At 61.3% G+C, this 16328-nt stretch carries 14 protein-coding genes; 10 read left to right on the top strand and 4 right to left on the bottom strand.

Annotated elements, in window-relative coordinates:
* Positions 1–211: 211 nt before the first annotated feature.
* The 5 genes from AC1DUP_RS04410 to AC1DUP_RS04390 all read left to right on the top strand — a co-directional run bounded on the left by AC1DUP_RS04410 (position 212) and on the right by AC1DUP_RS04390 (position 7028).
* Positions 212–1639 carry an arabinose isomerase gene (locus AC1DUP_RS04410; protein ID WP_477832180.1) on the top strand — a complete coding sequence of 476 codons (1428 nt, stop codon included), beginning with the start codon at positions 212–214 and terminating at the stop codon, positions 1637–1639.
* A 67-nt stretch (positions 1640–1706) separates the two neighbouring features.
* On the top strand, positions 1707–2768 hold the full coding sequence (locus tag AC1DUP_RS04405; RefSeq protein WP_113301323.1) for a sugar ABC transporter substrate-binding protein: 1062 nt from the start codon (positions 1707–1709) through the stop codon (positions 2766–2768).
* On the top strand, positions 2765–4264 hold the full coding sequence (locus tag AC1DUP_RS04400; protein WP_477832179.1) for a sugar ABC transporter ATP-binding protein: 1500 nt from the start codon (positions 2765–2767) through the stop codon (positions 4262–4264). The genes AC1DUP_RS04405 and AC1DUP_RS04400 overlap by 4 nt, the downstream gene beginning before the upstream one ends.
* Positions 4257–5258: an ABC transporter permease gene (locus tag AC1DUP_RS04395; protein WP_477832178.1), complete on the top strand. Its 1002-nt coding sequence runs from the start codon at positions 4257–4259 to the stop codon at positions 5256–5258. The genes AC1DUP_RS04400 and AC1DUP_RS04395 overlap by 8 nt, the downstream gene beginning before the upstream one ends.
* 6 nt (positions 5259–5264) lie before the next feature.
* Positions 5265–7028 carry a CocE/NonD family hydrolase gene (locus AC1DUP_RS04390; protein WP_477832177.1) on the top strand — a complete coding sequence of 588 codons (1764 nt, stop codon included), beginning with the start codon at positions 5265–5267 and terminating at the stop codon, positions 7026–7028.
* Here AC1DUP_RS04390 and AC1DUP_RS04385 read toward each other — a convergent pair.
* On the bottom strand, positions 7012–8034 hold the full coding sequence (locus AC1DUP_RS04385) for a methyltransferase (RefSeq protein ID WP_477832176.1): 1023 nt from the start codon (positions 8032–8034) through the stop codon (positions 7012–7014). The two genes, AC1DUP_RS04390 and AC1DUP_RS04385, sit on opposite strands and share 17 nt — an antisense overlap.
* A 343-nt stretch (positions 8035–8377) precedes the next feature.
* Between AC1DUP_RS04385 and dinB the strand changes: the two genes are divergently transcribed.
* Positions 8378–9466 (top strand): DNA polymerase IV, encoded by a 1089-nt coding sequence (gene dinB, locus AC1DUP_RS04380; protein WP_477832272.1) that lies wholly within the window; start codon positions 8378–8380, stop codon positions 9464–9466.
* A 66-nt stretch (positions 9467–9532) separates the two neighbouring features.
* Here dinB and AC1DUP_RS04375 read toward each other — a convergent pair whose 3' ends face one another.
* The 3 genes from AC1DUP_RS04375 to AC1DUP_RS04365 all read right to left on the bottom strand — a co-directional run bounded on the left by AC1DUP_RS04375 (position 9533) and on the right by AC1DUP_RS04365 (position 11734).
* On the bottom strand, positions 9533–10228 hold the full coding sequence (locus AC1DUP_RS04375) for a DUF4405 domain-containing protein (protein ID WP_477832175.1): 696 nt from the start codon (positions 10226–10228) through the stop codon (positions 9533–9535).
* Entirely contained in the window at positions 10225–10704 is a 480-nt protein-coding gene (locus AC1DUP_RS04370) for a cytochrome P460 family protein (RefSeq protein ID WP_477832174.1), read from the bottom strand. Before AC1DUP_RS04370 ends, AC1DUP_RS04375 begins: the two co-directional genes overlap by 4 nt.
* A 130-nt stretch (positions 10705–10834) precedes the next feature.
* Positions 10835–11734, bottom strand: a complete 900-nt coding sequence (locus AC1DUP_RS04365) for a LysR family transcriptional regulator (RefSeq protein WP_113301316.1) — start codon at positions 11732–11734, stop codon at positions 10835–10837.
* Between the two features lie 121 nt (positions 11735–11855).
* On the opposite strand from AC1DUP_RS04365, the gene AC1DUP_RS04360 reads away from it, so the two are divergent.
* The 4 genes from AC1DUP_RS04360 to AC1DUP_RS04345 all read left to right on the top strand — a co-directional run bounded on the left by AC1DUP_RS04360 (position 11856) and on the right by AC1DUP_RS04345 (position 16300).
* Positions 11856–13277 carry an MFS transporter gene (locus AC1DUP_RS04360; RefSeq protein WP_477832173.1) on the top strand — a complete coding sequence of 474 codons (1422 nt, stop codon included), beginning with the start codon at positions 11856–11858 and terminating at the stop codon, positions 13275–13277.
* Between the two features lie 115 nt (positions 13278–13392).
* Entirely contained in the window at positions 13393–14382 is a 990-nt protein-coding gene (locus AC1DUP_RS04355) for an aldo/keto reductase (protein ID WP_477832172.1), read from the top strand.
* A 253-nt stretch (positions 14383–14635) separates the two neighbouring features.
* A complete protein-coding gene (locus AC1DUP_RS04350) occupies positions 14636–15646 on the top strand; it encodes an aldo/keto reductase (RefSeq protein WP_477832271.1) in 1011 nt (336 codons plus the stop codon).
* A gap of 69 nt (positions 15647–15715) precedes the next feature.
* The gene (locus AC1DUP_RS04345; RefSeq protein ID WP_113301380.1) at positions 15716–16300 is read left to right on the top strand and encodes a flavodoxin; all 585 of its coding nucleotides are present in this window, start codon (positions 15716–15718) and stop codon (positions 16298–16300) included.
* Positions 16301–16328 lie beyond the last annotated feature (28 nt).

Here is a 16328-nt window from a genome sequence, read left to right as displayed (position 1 = left end):
TGAAGAAATGAGCGTGATGTCAACTGGCATCGGCGATGCTACGGTTTATCAAGAGGACGGAACCGACAGCGCAAGTTGCCGCTGAAGGCAGATGATCGAACCGCAACTCCAATTGCGGCTCTGGAGGAGAAATGTCAGTGTTTTCGTTGCTGAGCGCAGCCGGGCTATGCCTGCTGCCATGCCCAGTTCATTGCCCGGCGTCGGACCGCGCATGACGGACCGCAAGCTGAAGGTTGGCCTGTTCGGGATAGGCCTTGCAACATATTGGCCCCAATTCGAGGGGCTGGAAGAAAGACTTTCAGCCTATGTCGGGCAGATGGCCGGGAAGCTTGCCCGCCCGGATATCGACGTCGTCAACCTTGGCCTGATCGATACGCCCGAAAAGGCATTGGAGGCTGGCCATCGCTTCCGCGAAGCCGATGTCGATATCATCTTCCTGCATGTGACGACCTACGCGCTTTCATCCACGGTCCTGCCCGTTGTGCGCCGGGCACGCGTTCCGGTCATCATCCTCAATCTGCAGCCGGAAGCCGCGATCGACTATCGCCGCGTCAACGCACTCGGCGACCGCACGAGGATGACCGGTGAATGGCTCGCCCATTGCGGCGCCTGCCCCGTCCCGGAACTCGCCAATGTCTTTCGCCGGTCCGGTGTCGCTTTCCACCAGGTCACGGGCATGCTGCATGGCGACGCGCATGTTGAGCGCGAAATCGCCGACTGGATCGATGCAGCCCGTGTCGCCCATGTGATGGCACATAACCGGCTTGGCGTCATGGGGCACTACTATAACGGCATGCTCGACATCTATTCCGATCTGACGGCGCAAACCGCAGCCTTCGGCACGCATATCGAAATCGTCGAGATCGACGAACTGGCGCGCCTGCGGCGCGAATTGGCCGACGAAGAGATCACGGCCTCGCTTGCGACGATGAAGGCCGAATTCGACATCGATGCGGATTGCGATCCGGCCGAATTGCGCCGAGCGGCCGCTACCGCGGTGGCCCTGCGCAAGTTCGTCGATAACAAGAAGCTCGGCTCGCTCGCCTATTATTACGAATCCACGCCCGGCCATGAATACGAGGACGTGATCACCTCGGTCATCGTCGGCTCCTCCCTGCTAACGGCGCAAGGCGTGCCGGTGGCCGGCGAATACGAGGTCAAGAACGCCCAGGCGATGAAGATCATGGACACATTCGGAGTCGGCGGATCCTTCACCGAATATTACGCCATGGATTTTGTCGAGGATGTCGTGCTCATGGGACATGACGGGCCGGGCCATATCAAGGTCGCAGAGGGCAAGACGAAGATCCGGCCGCTGAAGGTCTATCACGGCAAGGTTGGATCCGGCGTCAGTGTCGAAATGTCCGTTCGGCATGGCCCGGTGACGCTTCTCTCGGTCATCGAGCGTGAGGGCCGGATCGTGCTGATCTGCGCCGAGGGCCAGTCCGTTGCAGGACCGATCCTGGAGATCGGCAATACGAACAGCCGTTACAAGTTCGAGATCGGTGCCCGCCGTTTCGTCGAGGATTGGAACGCTGAGGGTCCGGCCCATCACTGCGCTGTCGGCACCGGACATATCGCAACGAAAATCAAAAAATTTGGCAAGCTTCTGGATATCGAGGTGGTCCAGATCTGCTGAACAGTCTCGTGCATAGGCTGGGTGTCGCCCCGGTCAACAACAGATCAACAGGTGAGGAGGACCTGACATGCCAACATGGAATTCGAAAGACCCAGTCCGCGGACGCGGCTTCAAAGGGCTGCTGATCGCAGCCGTCCTTGCTCTGGCAGGCCAGACGGCACATGCCGCCGAAATTCATCTCGACGCTCCCGCACCGACGCCGCCGGCCGAGGTGGCAAAGTTCGAGCCGATTGAACCGGGCAGCGCCAAGGATCTGACGATCGGCTTCACGCAACTCATCCTCGGCGTTCCCTTCACCGATGCGCTGCAGCGCGGTATGGAAAAGGCGGCGGAGACTGCCGGCTTCAAGCTCGTGACCTGCGATTCCAAGATGGATGCAGCAACGGCACTGTCCTGCGTCCGTCAATTCAAGACGCAGAACGTCAACGGGCTCGTCACCTTCCAAGCGGACGCGGCAGCGGCAGCCAACATCTGTGCCGAGGGACCGCAGGTTCCGGTCATCGCGATCGATATCGAACAGAAGCCCTGCCAGACCGCCTTCGTCGGCGCTGCCAATTCCTATGCCGGCGAGATCGTCGGCCATGAACTCGGCATGTATTTCGCAAAGAATTTCAATTGCGAATATGATGCTTTCGTCTCGCTGGAATCGACCGCCGTCGGTGTCGTCAACGACCAGCGCATGGGCGGCATCCGCAAGGCCTTCGAAGCCGTCTGCGGACCGGTTCAAAACCTGCGCATCATCGACACCGGTGCCGGCGGCCAGGCCGACGCTGCACAGCGCCAGTTTACCGATACCCTGACTGCCTTGCCCGGTGCCGGCAAGATCATCACCGTCGGCATCAACGAAGACGTCATCACCGCAGCTCTTGCCGCGGCGCGCACGCAGGGACGGAATCAGGACCTCTACCTCGGCGTTCAGAATTTTGATCCGGACAATTGCCAGATCTGGACCGCTCCGCATTTCATCGCGACAGCCGCCTATTTTCCCGAGCGTTATGCGAACCTGATCGTGCCCAATCTTGTCAAGGCCATCAAAGGCGGGAAGATCAACAGCCAGATCCTGGTTCCGCACGAACTGATCACGCCTGAAAATATCGCCAAGGTCTATCCGGAGTATGCCTGCAAATGACCACCGACTTCCTTGCCGTGCGCGGCATCCGGAAATCGTTCGGCCCGGTCGAGGTCCTGCATGGCGTGGACCTCGATCTTGCGGGCGGGACGATCACCGCCCTGCTCGGGGAAAACGGTGCCGGTAAGTCTACCTTCGTGCGCATTTTGGCCGGTGACCACCGGCCGGACGATGGCACAATAGCCGTGGACGGCAAGGCAGCATCCTTCCATGGCGTGAGCGATGCAAGGGATGCCGGCATAAGACTGATCGCCCAGGAGATTGCCGATGCCCCGACCCTGACGGTTGCGGAAAATATCCTGCTTGGCGCGTGGCCGACCAGGGGCGGCCTTCTTGATCGCCGCGCGATGCGGGCGATGGCACGCGAAGCGCTCGATCTTCTCGGTGCCGACTTGCCTTTGACGGCGAAAGTGGCAAACCTCAGGCTCGGCGAGCGGCAGATCATCGAGATCGCCCGCGCAACGATCGGCACCTCGAAATGCATCATCTTCGACGAGGCGACGGCTGCCCTATCGGACGCTGAGGCGCGTAAGCTCTTTCAGCTGATCCGGCGTCTGGCCGAACGCGGAACCGCTATTCTCTATATCACCCACCGGCTCGACGAGGTCTTTGCCCTGGCCGATCGTGTCTGCGTGCTGCGCGACGGCCGCGTTTCGCTCGATCGTCCAACCAGCGAGGTCAGCCAGGAACAGGTGATTGAAGCGATGGTCGGGCGGGCAGTCGCCCATACGCGCCAGTCGCTTGCCGCCCCCTCCTCCGTCGCACAGCCGGTGCTTGAGGCCGATCGCCTCGCCTCCGATGCCTTTTCGAATATCTCCTTCTCGCTGCGCCCCAGCGAGATCCTCGGCATGTATGGCAAAGTCGGCTCCGGCGTTCAGGAGCTCGCCGCATCGCTGGTCGGTGCACGGGCGTTCGATCAAGGCACGCTGATCGTCGACGGCAAGTCGGTGCGCTTTCGTCACCCCGCCGAGGCGATCGCGGCGTCCATCGGCCATTTGCCGGCCGATCGGGCAAGCGAGGGGCTTCTGCGCACCATGACGCTCGCCGAAAACCTGTCCGCACCGAGCTGGTCGCGGCTGGCGCGTTACGGCATGCTGAGCGGCGATCGGCTACGCGCAGCCTATTCCAGATGGCACCGGGAGCTGCGTGTAAAGGCGGACGCGTCCGGCAGCCAGACGATTACCGAATTGTCCGGCGGCAATCAGCAGAAGGTGTTGCTCGGCCGCTGGCTTGAGGCGGGTTCGAAAATCCTTGTCTTGACGGAGCCGACGCGCGGGGTCGATGTCGGCGCCCGCCAGGAGATCTATCGTGTGCTGGCGGAACTTACGGTCAAGGGCCATGCCATCATCATCGCGACCTCCGACTATGAAGACATCAATGCGGTCGCCAGCCGCGCGCTGGTGCTCGTGCGCGGACAGTTGATCGCGGAAATTCCGCATGAGCGTATTTCGACCGAAACCCTGACAGAGGCCGCAGGAGGCGGTGTCCATGCATGACAAGCTTCAAACCGAGGCCATGACAACCATGGCGGACACTGACGCGAATGGTGACAAGGCCAGCTTCTTTCGCAAGACACCGGAATCGGCGGCCCTTCTCGCCTTCCTGCTCGCGGAAATCGTCTTCTTTTCGTTGAGCTCGCCCTATTTCCTGACTTGGGGCAACTGGGTCAACGTGATCACCGCACTGTCCATAACTGGCGTGCTCGCTGCCGGCGGAACGATGCTGCTGATTGCCGGCCAGTTCGATCTGTCGGTCGGCAGCGGTGTTGCCTTCGTGGCGCTTGTCATGGCCCTGACCGTCAACAGTATCGGCATCGTGCCGGCAAGCGCCCTCGCGCTGGTCGTCGGCATGGGCATCGGCGTGATCAACGGCTTTCTGGTCACAAAAATCGGCGTTAATGCGCTGATCACCACGCTCGGGACGCTGGCAATCTTCCGAGGACTGACCCAGTCGATCGGCGGGGGCAAGAATCTGCTGATCGCCAATTTCGATTGGGCAATCTGGCGCCCCTTCTTCAATATCCCGCTGTCGGCGCTGGTCTTCATTCTCGTGGCGATCGTCATCGGCATCGTCCTCAAGCGCACCGTGTTCGGCCGGTCCATCTATGCGATCGGCGCCAATGAAAATGCGGCGCGGCTGGTTGGCATCAAGACGAAGCGCGTGGTCTTCTCAAGTTTCCTGTTATCGGGCGTCTTTATCGGGCTCGGCGGACTGATGAGTGCCTCGCAGCTCGGCTCAACATCCGGCACGACCGGCCTCGGTCTGGAACTCGCGGTCGTCACCGCCGTCATTCTCGGTGGAACATCGTTGAAGGGCGGCACCGGAACGATGTTCGGCACGGTGATCGGCCTGCTGATCGTCGGTGTCTTGAACAATGGCCTGACGCTGATGAACATCAATTCTTCCTGGCAGCAAGCTGCTACCGGCATTCTGCTCATTCTTGCAGTATCCTTTGACCAGTTACGGCAGCGACTCGTCGGAAGGCGCTGAGGAACCATGACGAAACAGGCAACGTTCAGGCTGCTCGACAATGTCGATGTGGCAACGCGTGACGGCGTGATCCTGAAGACCGATATCTGGCTTCCCGCGTCGGACGGCGCCTGCCCGGTGCTTCTGCAACGCACTCCCTATCGCAAGGAAACGCCCTTCGGCTCGCAATATATTTCCGCCCTGGAATTCCAGACGGCGCTACGCCGGGGTTATGCGATCGCGGTCCAGGATACGCGCGGCCGCTATCAGTCGGACGGCGATTTCGTTCCCTTCAAATTCGAAGGACGTGACAGTGCCGACACGATCGAATGGCTGCGACGCCAGTCCTTCTGCAACGGAAAGGTCGCAATGTTCGGGGCGTCGTATGTCGGCGCAACGCAGGTGCTGGCGCTCCAAGAGGATCCCGTGGGGCTGGCGGCGATTGCGCCGCAACTGACGACCGCACGCCACGGCGAAACATGGATGTATCGCGGCGGTGCCCTCGAACTTGCATTTCTGCTGCTGTGGGTGATCGAGTCGCTTGGGGCCGATCATATCCAGCATCGAATGGCGGCGATGCCAGCCGATATGCGCGACCGTGTGCAGGCGCTGCTCGAACTTTTGCAGCGAGATCCTGCTGCGGCATTCGCGAGGCTGCCAATCCTCGATGAAGCGATCACAGAGCTTGCACCCTACGTTCGCGACTGGTTCGATCCGCAGGCGGTCGACAGCAGGCCCGGAACTGACCGGCTCGACTGGACCCGAACAAACCACACCGCGATGCTCGTCGTCGCCGGGTGGAACGATCTCTTCCTGGAAGGTTCTATCGAGCTTTTTGAACAGGCGAAATCGCGCTGGGCGGGCAACAGCCAGATGCCGGACCGGCTCATCATCGGCCCTTGGTCTCATGGCAATCCGAGCGACTGGCAGGGCGAGGAGTGGCTCGGCTATGCCGCATCAAGCGTCGACCTTGTGGAAGAGAACCTGGATTTTTTCGACAGCGTTCTCCAGGGCCGTCAGCCGAGATCGCCGATGGTCCGATATTTCCGTTCGGGTTCCAACAGCTGGCACGCTGCTCCCGACTGGCCGCTTCCTGATACGATCGCCGTACCGCATTTTCTCGATTGCAGCCGAGGCGCGCTGGGTACGGCACCGGGTGCGAAAGCGACCAGCAGCTACATGTCCGATCCGTCGACCCCGGTGCCGAGCATTGGCGGTGCGACATTTCTGCCCGGCCTGCTTCTTGGCCGCAATTCAGGACCGCGCGATCAGACGGGGATTGAGACACGAGAAGACGTCCTGGTCTTTACCGGTCATCCACTTCGCGACGATCTGGAGGTGACGGGGCTGGTGACGGCGAGCCTCTGGGTCACGACTTCGGCCATGACCTGTGACTGGACGGCCAAGCTGTGCGAGGTCGATTCGGATGGAAAAAGCGTCGGCATTGTCGATGGGATCCTGCGATGGAACCGAAGCGAAGCGAGCGACGAACCTCAGGAGATCTCCATCCGCCTCGGACATATGAGCCGCTTGCTGAAGAAGGGGCATCGGCTACGGCTGCAGATCGCCTCCTCGAACTTCCCGCGTTTCGATCGCAATCCGCAGTCTGGCATCGCTTCCACTCTTGCGAGGCAATCGGATTTCGCGACGGCCGAGCAGCGCATCTTTTCCGGGACCTCCTATCCCAGCCGGCTCGTCCTGCCGGTCGTGACCGCAGCCTATCCGATAGCGGCATCACTGGCCGGGTTGGGCGACGCAGGCGGCGGTCGATCGGCTATTCGAAGAGAATGAGGCTTGCCGGAGTTGGCGGCATCGGTTTGACCATGACGCCGGCAAGGCCAGCCAGTCTTGCCATTTCGGTCAGCTCACTTTGCGTATAGGCCTGGCCCGCCGGCGTGCCGACAAGCATCTCCCAAGAGAACGCCGCGGGAAAAGGCGGCGACACGCCGTCTTCGTTCGGCACGAAATCGACCGCAACGATCCGACCATCCTCTGCCAGGCTCGAGATGATCTTTCGTAACAGTTGGGCACATGTCGGCAAATCGAAGTGGTGCAAAAAATTCGGAAGCAGGACGAGATCATAACCCGCGCCCCATTCCACATCGAAGGCGCTGCCGGCGATCGTCCGGTACCGGTCAGCCACACCGGCTTTTTTCGCATTCTGCCGCGACAGCTCCAACACCGCAGCCCAGTCGACGGCGACGATCTCCGCCGATGGAAAGGCCTTCGCAATTTCGATCCCGAAAACGCCTGGACCTGCAGCGATGTCCAAAACCTTTTTGGGAGGGCTCGGCCAGCCGGAGATTTCGCCAGCCAGTATTTTGGCGCTGAGCCCGGTAAACGAGCCCATGCCGCGCGCAAACTTCACCCAAACGGAGTTATCGGGGGACATGTTCGCAAGCCCGGCCGAACCACCGTTTCGCACGGCGGCGGCCGGATCGCGCAGAAAATTATCCAGTATTTCGGGTGCAGCGACGAACTCGACGGCAGAGCCCATATAGGCCGGCGAATTGCGATCGAGGAACATTCTGGTCGAGGGCGTCATTCGGTACTGTCCGCTCTCCTTCGTCAGGAAACCATGTACCACGAGGTAGTCGCACAGGATACGCACCCCACGCTCCGAGGCGCTTGTTGCCGATGCCAGCAATGCTGCCGTTTTGCCCTCGCCGATATGAGTAAAGAGATCGAGCTCGATGGCCGCCCTGATCGCTGCAGTCTTTCGGCATGCAAATAGTGCGTCGACTACGAGTTCGGGCGACACTACGCCGGCATGGGCGTCTTCGACGATTGTTTCCATGGGATCCCCCAGAGCCTCGACGATCTTGCCTGGCAGCGCCAGCCGCAGAAATTATGCGTATATCCGCACATTCTACAATACATACCACGCTAACCCTATCGGGTGATCGCGCCAGCTGTCCTGCCGGCCCGCCAACGTTAGAGCACCCACAGGGCGACGCCGACGTCCGACTGCTGAGGATGATATTCAAAGGACGAAAAGGCCTTCGGCGGCCGGTAGCTTCGCGGCGCGGCAACCGCCATATCGAAATCGTTGAAATCGCAGCAAAGCCTGCTATGTTCTCTTTTTGTTTCGGCATAATAATATAAAGGCCTTTCCGATCGCTGAAGCCGCCATGAACGACATGAGTTCATCACCCGTCCGAAAAATCGTGCATGTCGACATGGACGCGTTTTATGCGTCGGTTGAGCAACGCGATAACCCGGAATTGCGTGGCAAACCGATTGCCGTCGGTGGATCGGCCGCCCGCGGCGTGGTGGCGGCGGCGAGCTACGAAGCGCGCAAATTCGGTGTTCACTCGGCGATGCCCTCGGTAACCGCCAAGCGCAAATGCCCGGATCTGATTTTCGTGCCGCCGCGTTTTGACATCTACAAGGCAGTGTCCCAACAGATCCGTGAGATTTTTGCGGAATACACGCCGTTGATCGAGCCGCTATCCCTCGACGAGGCCTACCTCGACGTCACCGAAAATCTCAAGGGCATGGAGATCGCCAGCGAGATTGCACTGGAGATCCGTGCAAAGATCAAGCAGGTCACCGGCCTCAACGCGTCGGCCGGGATTTCCTACAACAAGTTCCTGGCCAAGATGGCGAGCGACCTTAACAAGCCTAATGGTCAGGCCGTCATCACACCCAAGAACGGGCCAGCATTTGTCGAGGCCCTCCGGATCAATAAATTCCATGGCGTGGGGCCAGCCACCGCCGAGCGTATGCGGAAATACGGGATCGAGACCGGCGCCGATCTTAAATCGAAATCGCTTGCTTTCCTGCAGGAGCATTTCGGGAAGTCAGGACCGTATTTTTATGGCATTGCCCGCGGCATCGACGAGCGACAGGTGAAGCCCGATCGGATCAGAAAATCCGTCGGTGCCGAGGACACCTTTGTCGAAGACATCATCGATCTCGATCTTGCCACCGCAGAACTGAGGCCGCTTGCCGAAAAGGTCTGGCGCTACTGCGAGGCGCAGGGCATCGGCGGCAAGACGGTGACCGTGAAAATCAAATATTCGGACTTCACCCAGGCAACGCGCAGTCGAACGGAGGCAGTCCCGTTCGCCAACGTGGCTGAAATCCTCGACGCATCATCAGCACTTCTTGCGACCGTCTATCCGTTCAAGCGCCCTGTGCGCCTGCTCGGCGTGACGCTTTCTTCGCTGACGTCCGCGGGAGCCGGCAATACGCAGCAGCAGGCCCAGCTTGATCTCGAATTGTAACGGACGAACATCCGCCAGCTTATTTGGATCCGAACCCGGATACGCATCGCGCCGATTGCAGTCATGTCAGTTAGGGTGCACCGCAGGCTCGGTACGCCGCGGGCGAAGGCCAATGGCAACCATGGTGTAATGCCCTAGCACGATGAACGAACCTAGGAGCGACCCCAGGTGAATGAAGAAGCCAACCGTGTCCTCGTTGAAATCCCAGAATTGCATGGTTGGAAGGTTGAGCAACCGCGGCCATATCCCGAGTTCGAAAGAACTGTGCACGCCATGCACGGTAATGCCGACGGACGCAAGCCTGAGCGCCAGAGTGCGGGTGGCATTCTTCCCTGAGATGCCCAGGATGGCGCGCGCCACGTTCATGACGATCGACCAGTGCAGTCCCAGGTGAAGCGCTACGACGACCAGCGACCAGTAAGCCGCGAGAATATGGATTTCGCGGGCGGTCGCGCCGCCGACGGCAACCTGCCTGAACAGCGATTGGGAAACGAGCACACTGGTGCTCATGAGAGCGACCATGGAAACCAGGAGCGTCAGATTGAGAACCACCGTGATCCATGGCCGTGACGCGCGCCTCGTCTTCGGTAGCCTGCGCCACCAATGGCGGTTGAAGACGTTGTGAAGGAAAAGCAGAGCAAACATGACTGTTCCGACAAGTTCGTGCGTGCGGCTGTCGAGCCACCAGTAGGCCATCGCCACCACGAAGAACCCGACTGCCACAAAATCCAGAACGAGCCGGGTCAGGAACACCGGACTCATTCGAACACCTTGCCGTCGAAGGCACCGAGCGCGTCGAAGGTATAGAGGAAACTGCTGTCGGATCGCGACGAATGGCAGGACTGACAGCGGGCGGTGTTCTCGTCCATGTTCACCGACTTGTCGGCCCAGAACCACTGGAACTGCCAGTCGTCCGTCCGACGGTCTTCGTCGTAGTCCTTCCCCCAGTCTTTGCCCTTCTGCATGACAAAGTAGCGGTAGACCTTGCCGTCACGGTAGTCGACAAGCACGAAATGGGTACCATCGGGAATGGGCTGCCCCTTCCTGGCCGCCTCGAGCGCATCAGGGGTAGTCATGATGTGTTCGGTCACGTCGCCGCGACGAACCGTGGTGTAGTGGACGAGAGCCCCGAGATCAGGCGGGAACTGGACGCGGTTCTCCTCGGCGCGGACCGGATATCCAGTGAGCGTCACCAATATCGCCGCGGCCAAGGCAATGCTCTTTCTTAGGATCTTCATTCTGCAAGTCTTCCCTGACGATGCGAAGAGGTCAGGGTACGCGATGGTGCGCCGCAGCATTAGCCGATCAAACTTGATTGGCCCTATTAGGCAGGCTTATCAATCGCGGAAAGTTTTAAGCCTTGACGATCTAACCCCTGGCCCGCTGTCTGAGCGCTTCGACGAAGACCGAGAAGGCGGGCGAGGCATGTCTCCGGTTTGGATAGTAGAGATGGTAACCGGGAAAGGGCTCGCACCACGCGTCCAGTACCCGCTCAAGCCGTCCTTCCGCCACGTGTGAGGCAACCTGGTCCTCCGGAAGGTATGCGAGACCAAGGCCGGACAGCACAGCATCCAGGCGCATTGCCAGGTTGTTGAAGACGAGCTGTCCGTCCACGCGCACCTTGATCTCCCTGCCGTCACGCTCGAATTCCCATGGGAATATGCCGCCCCTCGTCGGAAGACGCATGTTGATGCAGTTGTGCCCGGTCAGGTCCTGAGGCGTCTCCGGGCGTCCACGCCGCTCGAAGTATCCGGGCGTGCCCACAACTGCCATGCGCATGTCGCCGCTCACCCGCACGGCGATCATGTCCTTGGCCACCTGCTCGCCAAGCCGGATGCCTGCGTCGTAGCGCTCCGCAACGATATCGGTCAAACCGTAGTCGACGATCACCTCGACGTTGATCTCTGGATAGTCGACGGCCAACTGGCGGATCGCAGGCGCGAGGACCAAGACGGCCGGATGTTCCCCCGCGGTGATGCGGATGTTGCCCGAGGGCCTGTCCTTCAGCTCACTAAGCGCGCTCAGTTCCAGTTCGATTTCCTCGAAACGCGGGCCGACCGTCTGGAGGAGCCGTTCCCCGGCCTCGGTCGGGGACACGCTGCGTGTCGTCCTTGTGAGAAGCCTTATGCCCAGACGCCCCTCGAGAGCGCGGACGGTCTGGCTCAGCGCCGACTGGGAGACGCCGAGCTTGGCCGCCGCCTTGGTGAAGCTCTGCTCCCGAGCAACCGTGAGGAAGGCAACGAGGTCGTTGAAATTCTCATGCGCCATTCATAAGCTCCACTAATAGGTTCATGCCGATTATAGCTGCTAATCTAATCCAGGCGCGAGCGCTAGATTCCGGATCAATGAAAACAGGCGGTCGACTGCCGCCGTATCATCGGAACCCAGCATGACAAACCATTCCGGGACACAGAGCGGCTCCAGCAAAACCGCCATCCTCGCCATCATCCTCGTGAGCTACGTCATGATCGTTCTCGAAATCTCGATCGTGCTCACCGGCCTTCCGAAAATCCATTCCGAGCTCGCATTCACCGACGCCGGACTGTCTTGGGTGTCGACCGCCTACACGCTCGCGTTCGGTGGTTTTCTGCTTCTCGGCGCACGGGCGGGCGACATCGTCGGTCGGCGGCGGATGCTGCTGGTCGGTCTCGCGGTGTTCTCGCTAGCGTCGCTCGTCATCGGCATCGCGCAGACTCCGGCGGTGATGATCGCCGCACGCGGCGTTCAGGGGCTTGGGTCGGCAATCCTCGCACCTTCGACGCTCGCGCTGCTCCAGACGAATTTCGAACCCGGGCCGGAACGCACAAGAGCCGTATCGTACTACGCTGCCGCGGCGGGCGTCTCGGCTGCCCTCGGACTGGTCGTGGGGGGATTGCTTGCGGACTGGCTTTCTTGGCGCGTCGGGTTTTTCGTCAACCTGCCGATCGGCCTCGGAATGATCGTCGCCGCCCTGCTCTATATCAGTGAAACCGAGCGGGCCACCGCCCGCTTCGATCTGGCTGGAGCGGCGGCGTCGACCGTCGGCATGATCTCCCTCGTCTACGGCGTGATCCGGTCCGCTTCGACCGGATGGGCGGACATCCCCACGATCACAGCCGTCGTATTCGGCGTCGTCATGCTCGCGCTGTTCGCCGTCATCGAATCCCGGGCCCCCCAGCCGATCATGCCGCTCAAGCTCTTTGCCGACCGGGAACGGGCAGCCGCCTATGCGGGACGGGCGCTCTTCCTCGGAGCGAATGTCGGCTTCTATTTCTTCGTCGCGCAGTTCCTTCAAAGCGTCATGGGGCTCAGCCCGGCGGCGGCGGGAGTGGCTTTTCTGCCGACGACCGTCGTGAACTTCCTCGCCGCCATGGCCGCCCCTGCCCTGATCGGCAGGTTCGGTTCGGCACGGGTCCTGACGGCGAGCATTGGCTGCGGACTGGTCGGAATGGGGTGGCTCAGCTTCGCCATCGAGGGTTCGTCCGTCGCTGCGTTGATCGTCCCCATGATGCTGATCGGTGCTGGACAGGGCGGCGCACTCGGACCGCTGACCGCGTCCGGCATCGCACGGGTACCGCCCGACAAGGCCGGAGCCGCGTCCGGTGTCGTCAATGTCGCCCACCAACTTGGGAGCTCCCTGGGTCTGGGCGCTCTCGTGGCCTTCTCCGTCGTCGGCACGGATGGGCTTTCCGGGACCGCCCTTCTCGCCCACCGCGCTGCGATGGCGTTGGAGGCGGGCACGGTGTTCATCGCGATCACGCTGCTGCTTGTCCTTGCTTTCATCATGCGGGGGCCTCCCCGCTCTGCCGCGATTAGTGCGAGGACGGCTTGAGGCTGCGGAGGATGAAGCTCATTCGCCGTGCTTATCAAGTCATGCGCATATCCGTCCCTATTCAGACAATCACAGCCTCGCCACATGGAGGCGGGGCAATCGAAGGAGCAAGACGATGAAAACCAGAACTATCGGCGGCCTCCCAGTCTCGGCGCTCGGGCTGGGCTGCATGAGCATGAGCTCGGCCTACGGCCCGCCCGCGGACAAGCAGGAGATGATCAAACTGATCCGCGCCGCCTTCGATCGCGGCGTGACGTTCTTCGACACCGCCGAAGCTTACGGGCCGTTCGCGAACGAGGAACTGGTGGGCGAGGCCCTGCAGCCGATCCGCGATCATGTGGTGATCGGCACCAAGTTCGGCTTCGACATCGACCAGAAGACGGGCGCGCGGACGGGCGGCACGAACAGCCGTCCCGAACACATCCGTCTCGTCGCCGAGAACTCGCTGCGCCGTCTGAAGACCGACGTCATCGACATCTTCTACCAGCACCGCGTCGACCCGGCCGTCCCGATCGAAGACGTCGCGGGCGTGCTCAAGGAACTGATCGCCGAAGGCAAGCTCAGGCACTACGGACTGTCCGAACCCGGTGTCGCGACGCTAAGGCGCGCCCACGCCATCCACCCGGTGGTGGCGGTCCAGAACGAGTATTCGCTATTCTACCGCGGAGCCGAAGCCGAGATGCTTCCCACTGTGGAAGAACTGGGGATCGGCTTCGTGCCGTTCAGTCCGCTCGGCGCGGGTTTCCTCACTGGCAAGATCGACGAGAACACCAAGTTCGACGAGACGGACTTCCGCAACCACGTTCCGCGCTTCTCCTCGGAAGCCCGTAAGGCGAACATGGCCCTTGTCGACGTCGTCAAAAACGTGGCCGAGCGAAAGGGAGCGACGCCGGCTCAGGTCGCGCTCGCATGGCTCTTGGCGCAGAAGCCCTGGATCGTCCCGATCCCCGGGACCACCAAGCTCCACCGCGTGGAGGAAAACCTCGGAGCTGCCGACCTGGAGTTGACGGCGGCGGACCTCGCTGAAATCGACGTCATGGCGTCGAAGATCGAGATCAAGGGGGAGCGCCTTCCTGAGGCGGCCTTGAAGATGACGGGCCTCTGACCGGCGGCAGCCCACAGAGCATACGGTTCTAAAATCATCGCCGGGCGACAGCCGTCGCCCGCGGTGGAAGAATTTTGCCGATTTCGAACAAGGAGACTGGAAAATGGAAGAGAGACCGGAGTTCAAACTCAGTCGCCGTGGCCTTCTGATGACGGCCGGAGTGCTCGCGGCAGTTCCGCATGTGAGCGTCGCAAATGCGCAGACGTTCGCCAACGCCGCATCGTCGGCGACCACCACTGGCCGGCCGCATGCGATGCCCTCGCGAAAACTCGGGACGTTGGAAGTCTCCGCCGTCGGCATCGGGGTTCAGAACATGAGCCGGACATATCAGACCACCGTTCCGAGCCGTCCGGAGATGATCAACATCATCCGCGCGGCCTTCGATAACGGCGTCACCTTCTACGACGCCGCGGAGGCCTACGGCCCGCACGAAGTCGAGCGGATACTTGGCGAGGGCGTCACGCCGTTCCGCGACAAGGTGGCGATCACCTCGAAATTCGGATGGAACATCGATCTTGAAACCGGCGAGCGTCGGCCGGGCCTCAACAGTCGACCGGACCACATCAAGCTCGCCGTCGAAGGCATGCTCAAGCGCCTCAGGACCGACCGCATCGATCTCCTTTACCAGCACCGCGTCGACCCGGAGGTACCTATCGAAGATGTTGCGGGTGCTCTGAAGGAACTGATGGACCAGGGCAAGGTGCTGCACTGGGGTCTTTCGGAAATGGGGCTTGCGACACTGCGCCGTGCCCACGCCGCGCTCCCGGTCACCGCCGTGCAGAGCGAATACTCGATGCTCTGGCACGGACCTGAGGAGAAGGTGCTGTCGCTTTGCGAGGAACTCGGCATCGGCTTTGTTCCCTGGAGCCCGCTTGGGGTCGGTTTCCTGACTGGAGCGATCGACCGGCGCACGCGTTTCGCCGAGGGCGACATCCGGGCCGTGGAGTCGCGGTTCTCTCCCGAAAACCTGCCCCATAATCTCAAGCTCGTCGAACTCGTGCGCGGCTGGGCGGAACGCAAGCAGGCCACCCCGGCGCAGATCGCCCTCGCATGGCTGATGGCCCAGAAGCCCTGGATCGTGCCGATCCCGGGAAGCACGCAGATGCCGCATATGCTGGAAAACATCGGTGCCGCGGCGGTCACCTTCTCAGGCTCCGAAATCGCAGAGCTGAACGCCGCAGTGTCGGCGATCGAGGTGAAAGGCGCACGGCTGCCGGACGCAGTGTTGCAATATTCCGGCGTTGAAGCGCCACCCAAGTCGTAGCGAACGCCAACCATCGGCTGCCGGAGCATGCGTTCGGCAGCCGACAATGTCTCGAACGTGAGGTCCATGATGAACAATGACCTGTCCCGGCGTGCCGTGCTGTTCGCACCCGCGTTGCTGTCTGTCGCCAGCGCGGCGTCGGCTGTGGAAACCAAAACGGACGACGTTCAGATAGCGCCGTCCAAAATCCTTGTGGCCTATTTCACTCGCTCGGGAAACACGCGGGTAATCGCCGGCACGCTCAGTCGGGATCTAGATGCGGATCTGTTCGAAATTCGGACGGCCCGTCCGTATCCCGACGACTACGAAGAGACGGTCGAGCAAGCGCGCAAGGAGCGCGACAGCGGCGTCGAGCCGCCCCTTCTCGATAAGGTGCGGAATATCCGGGATTACGATACGGTATATCTCGGCTTTCCGATCTGGGGCGAGACAGCCCCGTCCGCCATCCGCTCCTTCCTCAGGACACACGATCTGTCCGGCAAGACCCTGCGTCCGTTCATCACCCACGGCGGCTACGGCGTCGGTTCGAGCCCCGTGGTCCTGGCCAGCCATGCAAAGGAGACACGCATCGAGGCACCATTCGTGATGGAGGCAGACCAGGAAAGACGGACGCTGGAACAGGTCAGGATATGGTTGTCGCTTGTCGCCCGATGATTGGGTACTCGCCTGCGTCATATCACGG

The organism is Rhizobium sp. 01L419 (genome assembly GCF_056400025.1).
The sequence above is the reverse complement of the archived record's forward strand: the minus strand, read 5'-3'. Positions and strand labels throughout refer to the sequence as shown.

What these genes read in the sequence shown, in the direction of transcription:
- AC1DUP_RS04410 (WP_477832180.1), top strand. Translation starts at nt 212, where the DNA reads ATGACGGACCGCAAGCTGAAGGTTGGCCTGTTCGGGATAGGCCTTGCA.
- AC1DUP_RS04405 (WP_113301323.1), top strand. Translation starts at nt 1,707, where the DNA reads ATGCCAACATGGAATTCGAAAGACCCAGTCCGCGGACGCGGCTTCAAA.
- AC1DUP_RS04400 (WP_477832179.1), top strand. Translation starts at nt 2,765, where the DNA reads ATGACCACCGACTTCCTTGCCGTGCGCGGCATCCGGAAATCGTTCGGC.
- AC1DUP_RS04395 (WP_477832178.1), top strand. Translation starts at nt 4,257, where the DNA reads ATGCATGACAAGCTTCAAACCGAGGCCATGACAACCATGGCGGACACT.
- AC1DUP_RS04390 (WP_477832177.1), top strand. Translation starts at nt 5,265, where the DNA reads ATGACGAAACAGGCAACGTTCAGGCTGCTCGACAATGTCGATGTGGCA.
- AC1DUP_RS04385 (WP_477832176.1), bottom strand. Translation starts at nt 8,034, where the DNA reads ATGGAAACAATCGTCGAAGACGCCCATGCCGGCGTAGTGTCGCCCGAA.
- dinB (WP_477832272.1), top strand. Translation starts at nt 8,378, where the DNA reads ATGAGTTCATCACCCGTCCGAAAAATCGTGCATGTCGACATGGACGCG.
- AC1DUP_RS04375 (WP_477832175.1), bottom strand. Translation starts at nt 10,228, where the DNA reads ATGAGTCCGGTGTTCCTGACCCGGCTCGTTCTGGATTTTGTGGCAGTC.
- AC1DUP_RS04370 (WP_477832174.1), bottom strand. Translation starts at nt 10,704, where the DNA reads ATGAAGATCCTAAGAAAGAGCATTGCCTTGGCCGCGGCGATATTGGTG.
- AC1DUP_RS04365 (WP_113301316.1), bottom strand. Translation starts at nt 11,734, where the DNA reads ATGGCGCATGAGAATTTCAACGACCTCGTTGCCTTCCTCACGGTTGCT.
- AC1DUP_RS04360 (WP_477832173.1), top strand. Translation starts at nt 11,856, where the DNA reads ATGACAAACCATTCCGGGACACAGAGCGGCTCCAGCAAAACCGCCATC.
- AC1DUP_RS04355 (WP_477832172.1), top strand. Translation starts at nt 13,393, where the DNA reads ATGAAAACCAGAACTATCGGCGGCCTCCCAGTCTCGGCGCTCGGGCTG.
- AC1DUP_RS04350 (WP_477832271.1), top strand. Translation starts at nt 14,636, where the DNA reads ATGCCCTCGCGAAAACTCGGGACGTTGGAAGTCTCCGCCGTCGGCATC.
- AC1DUP_RS04345 (WP_113301380.1), top strand. Translation starts at nt 15,716, where the DNA reads ATGAACAATGACCTGTCCCGGCGTGCCGTGCTGTTCGCACCCGCGTTG.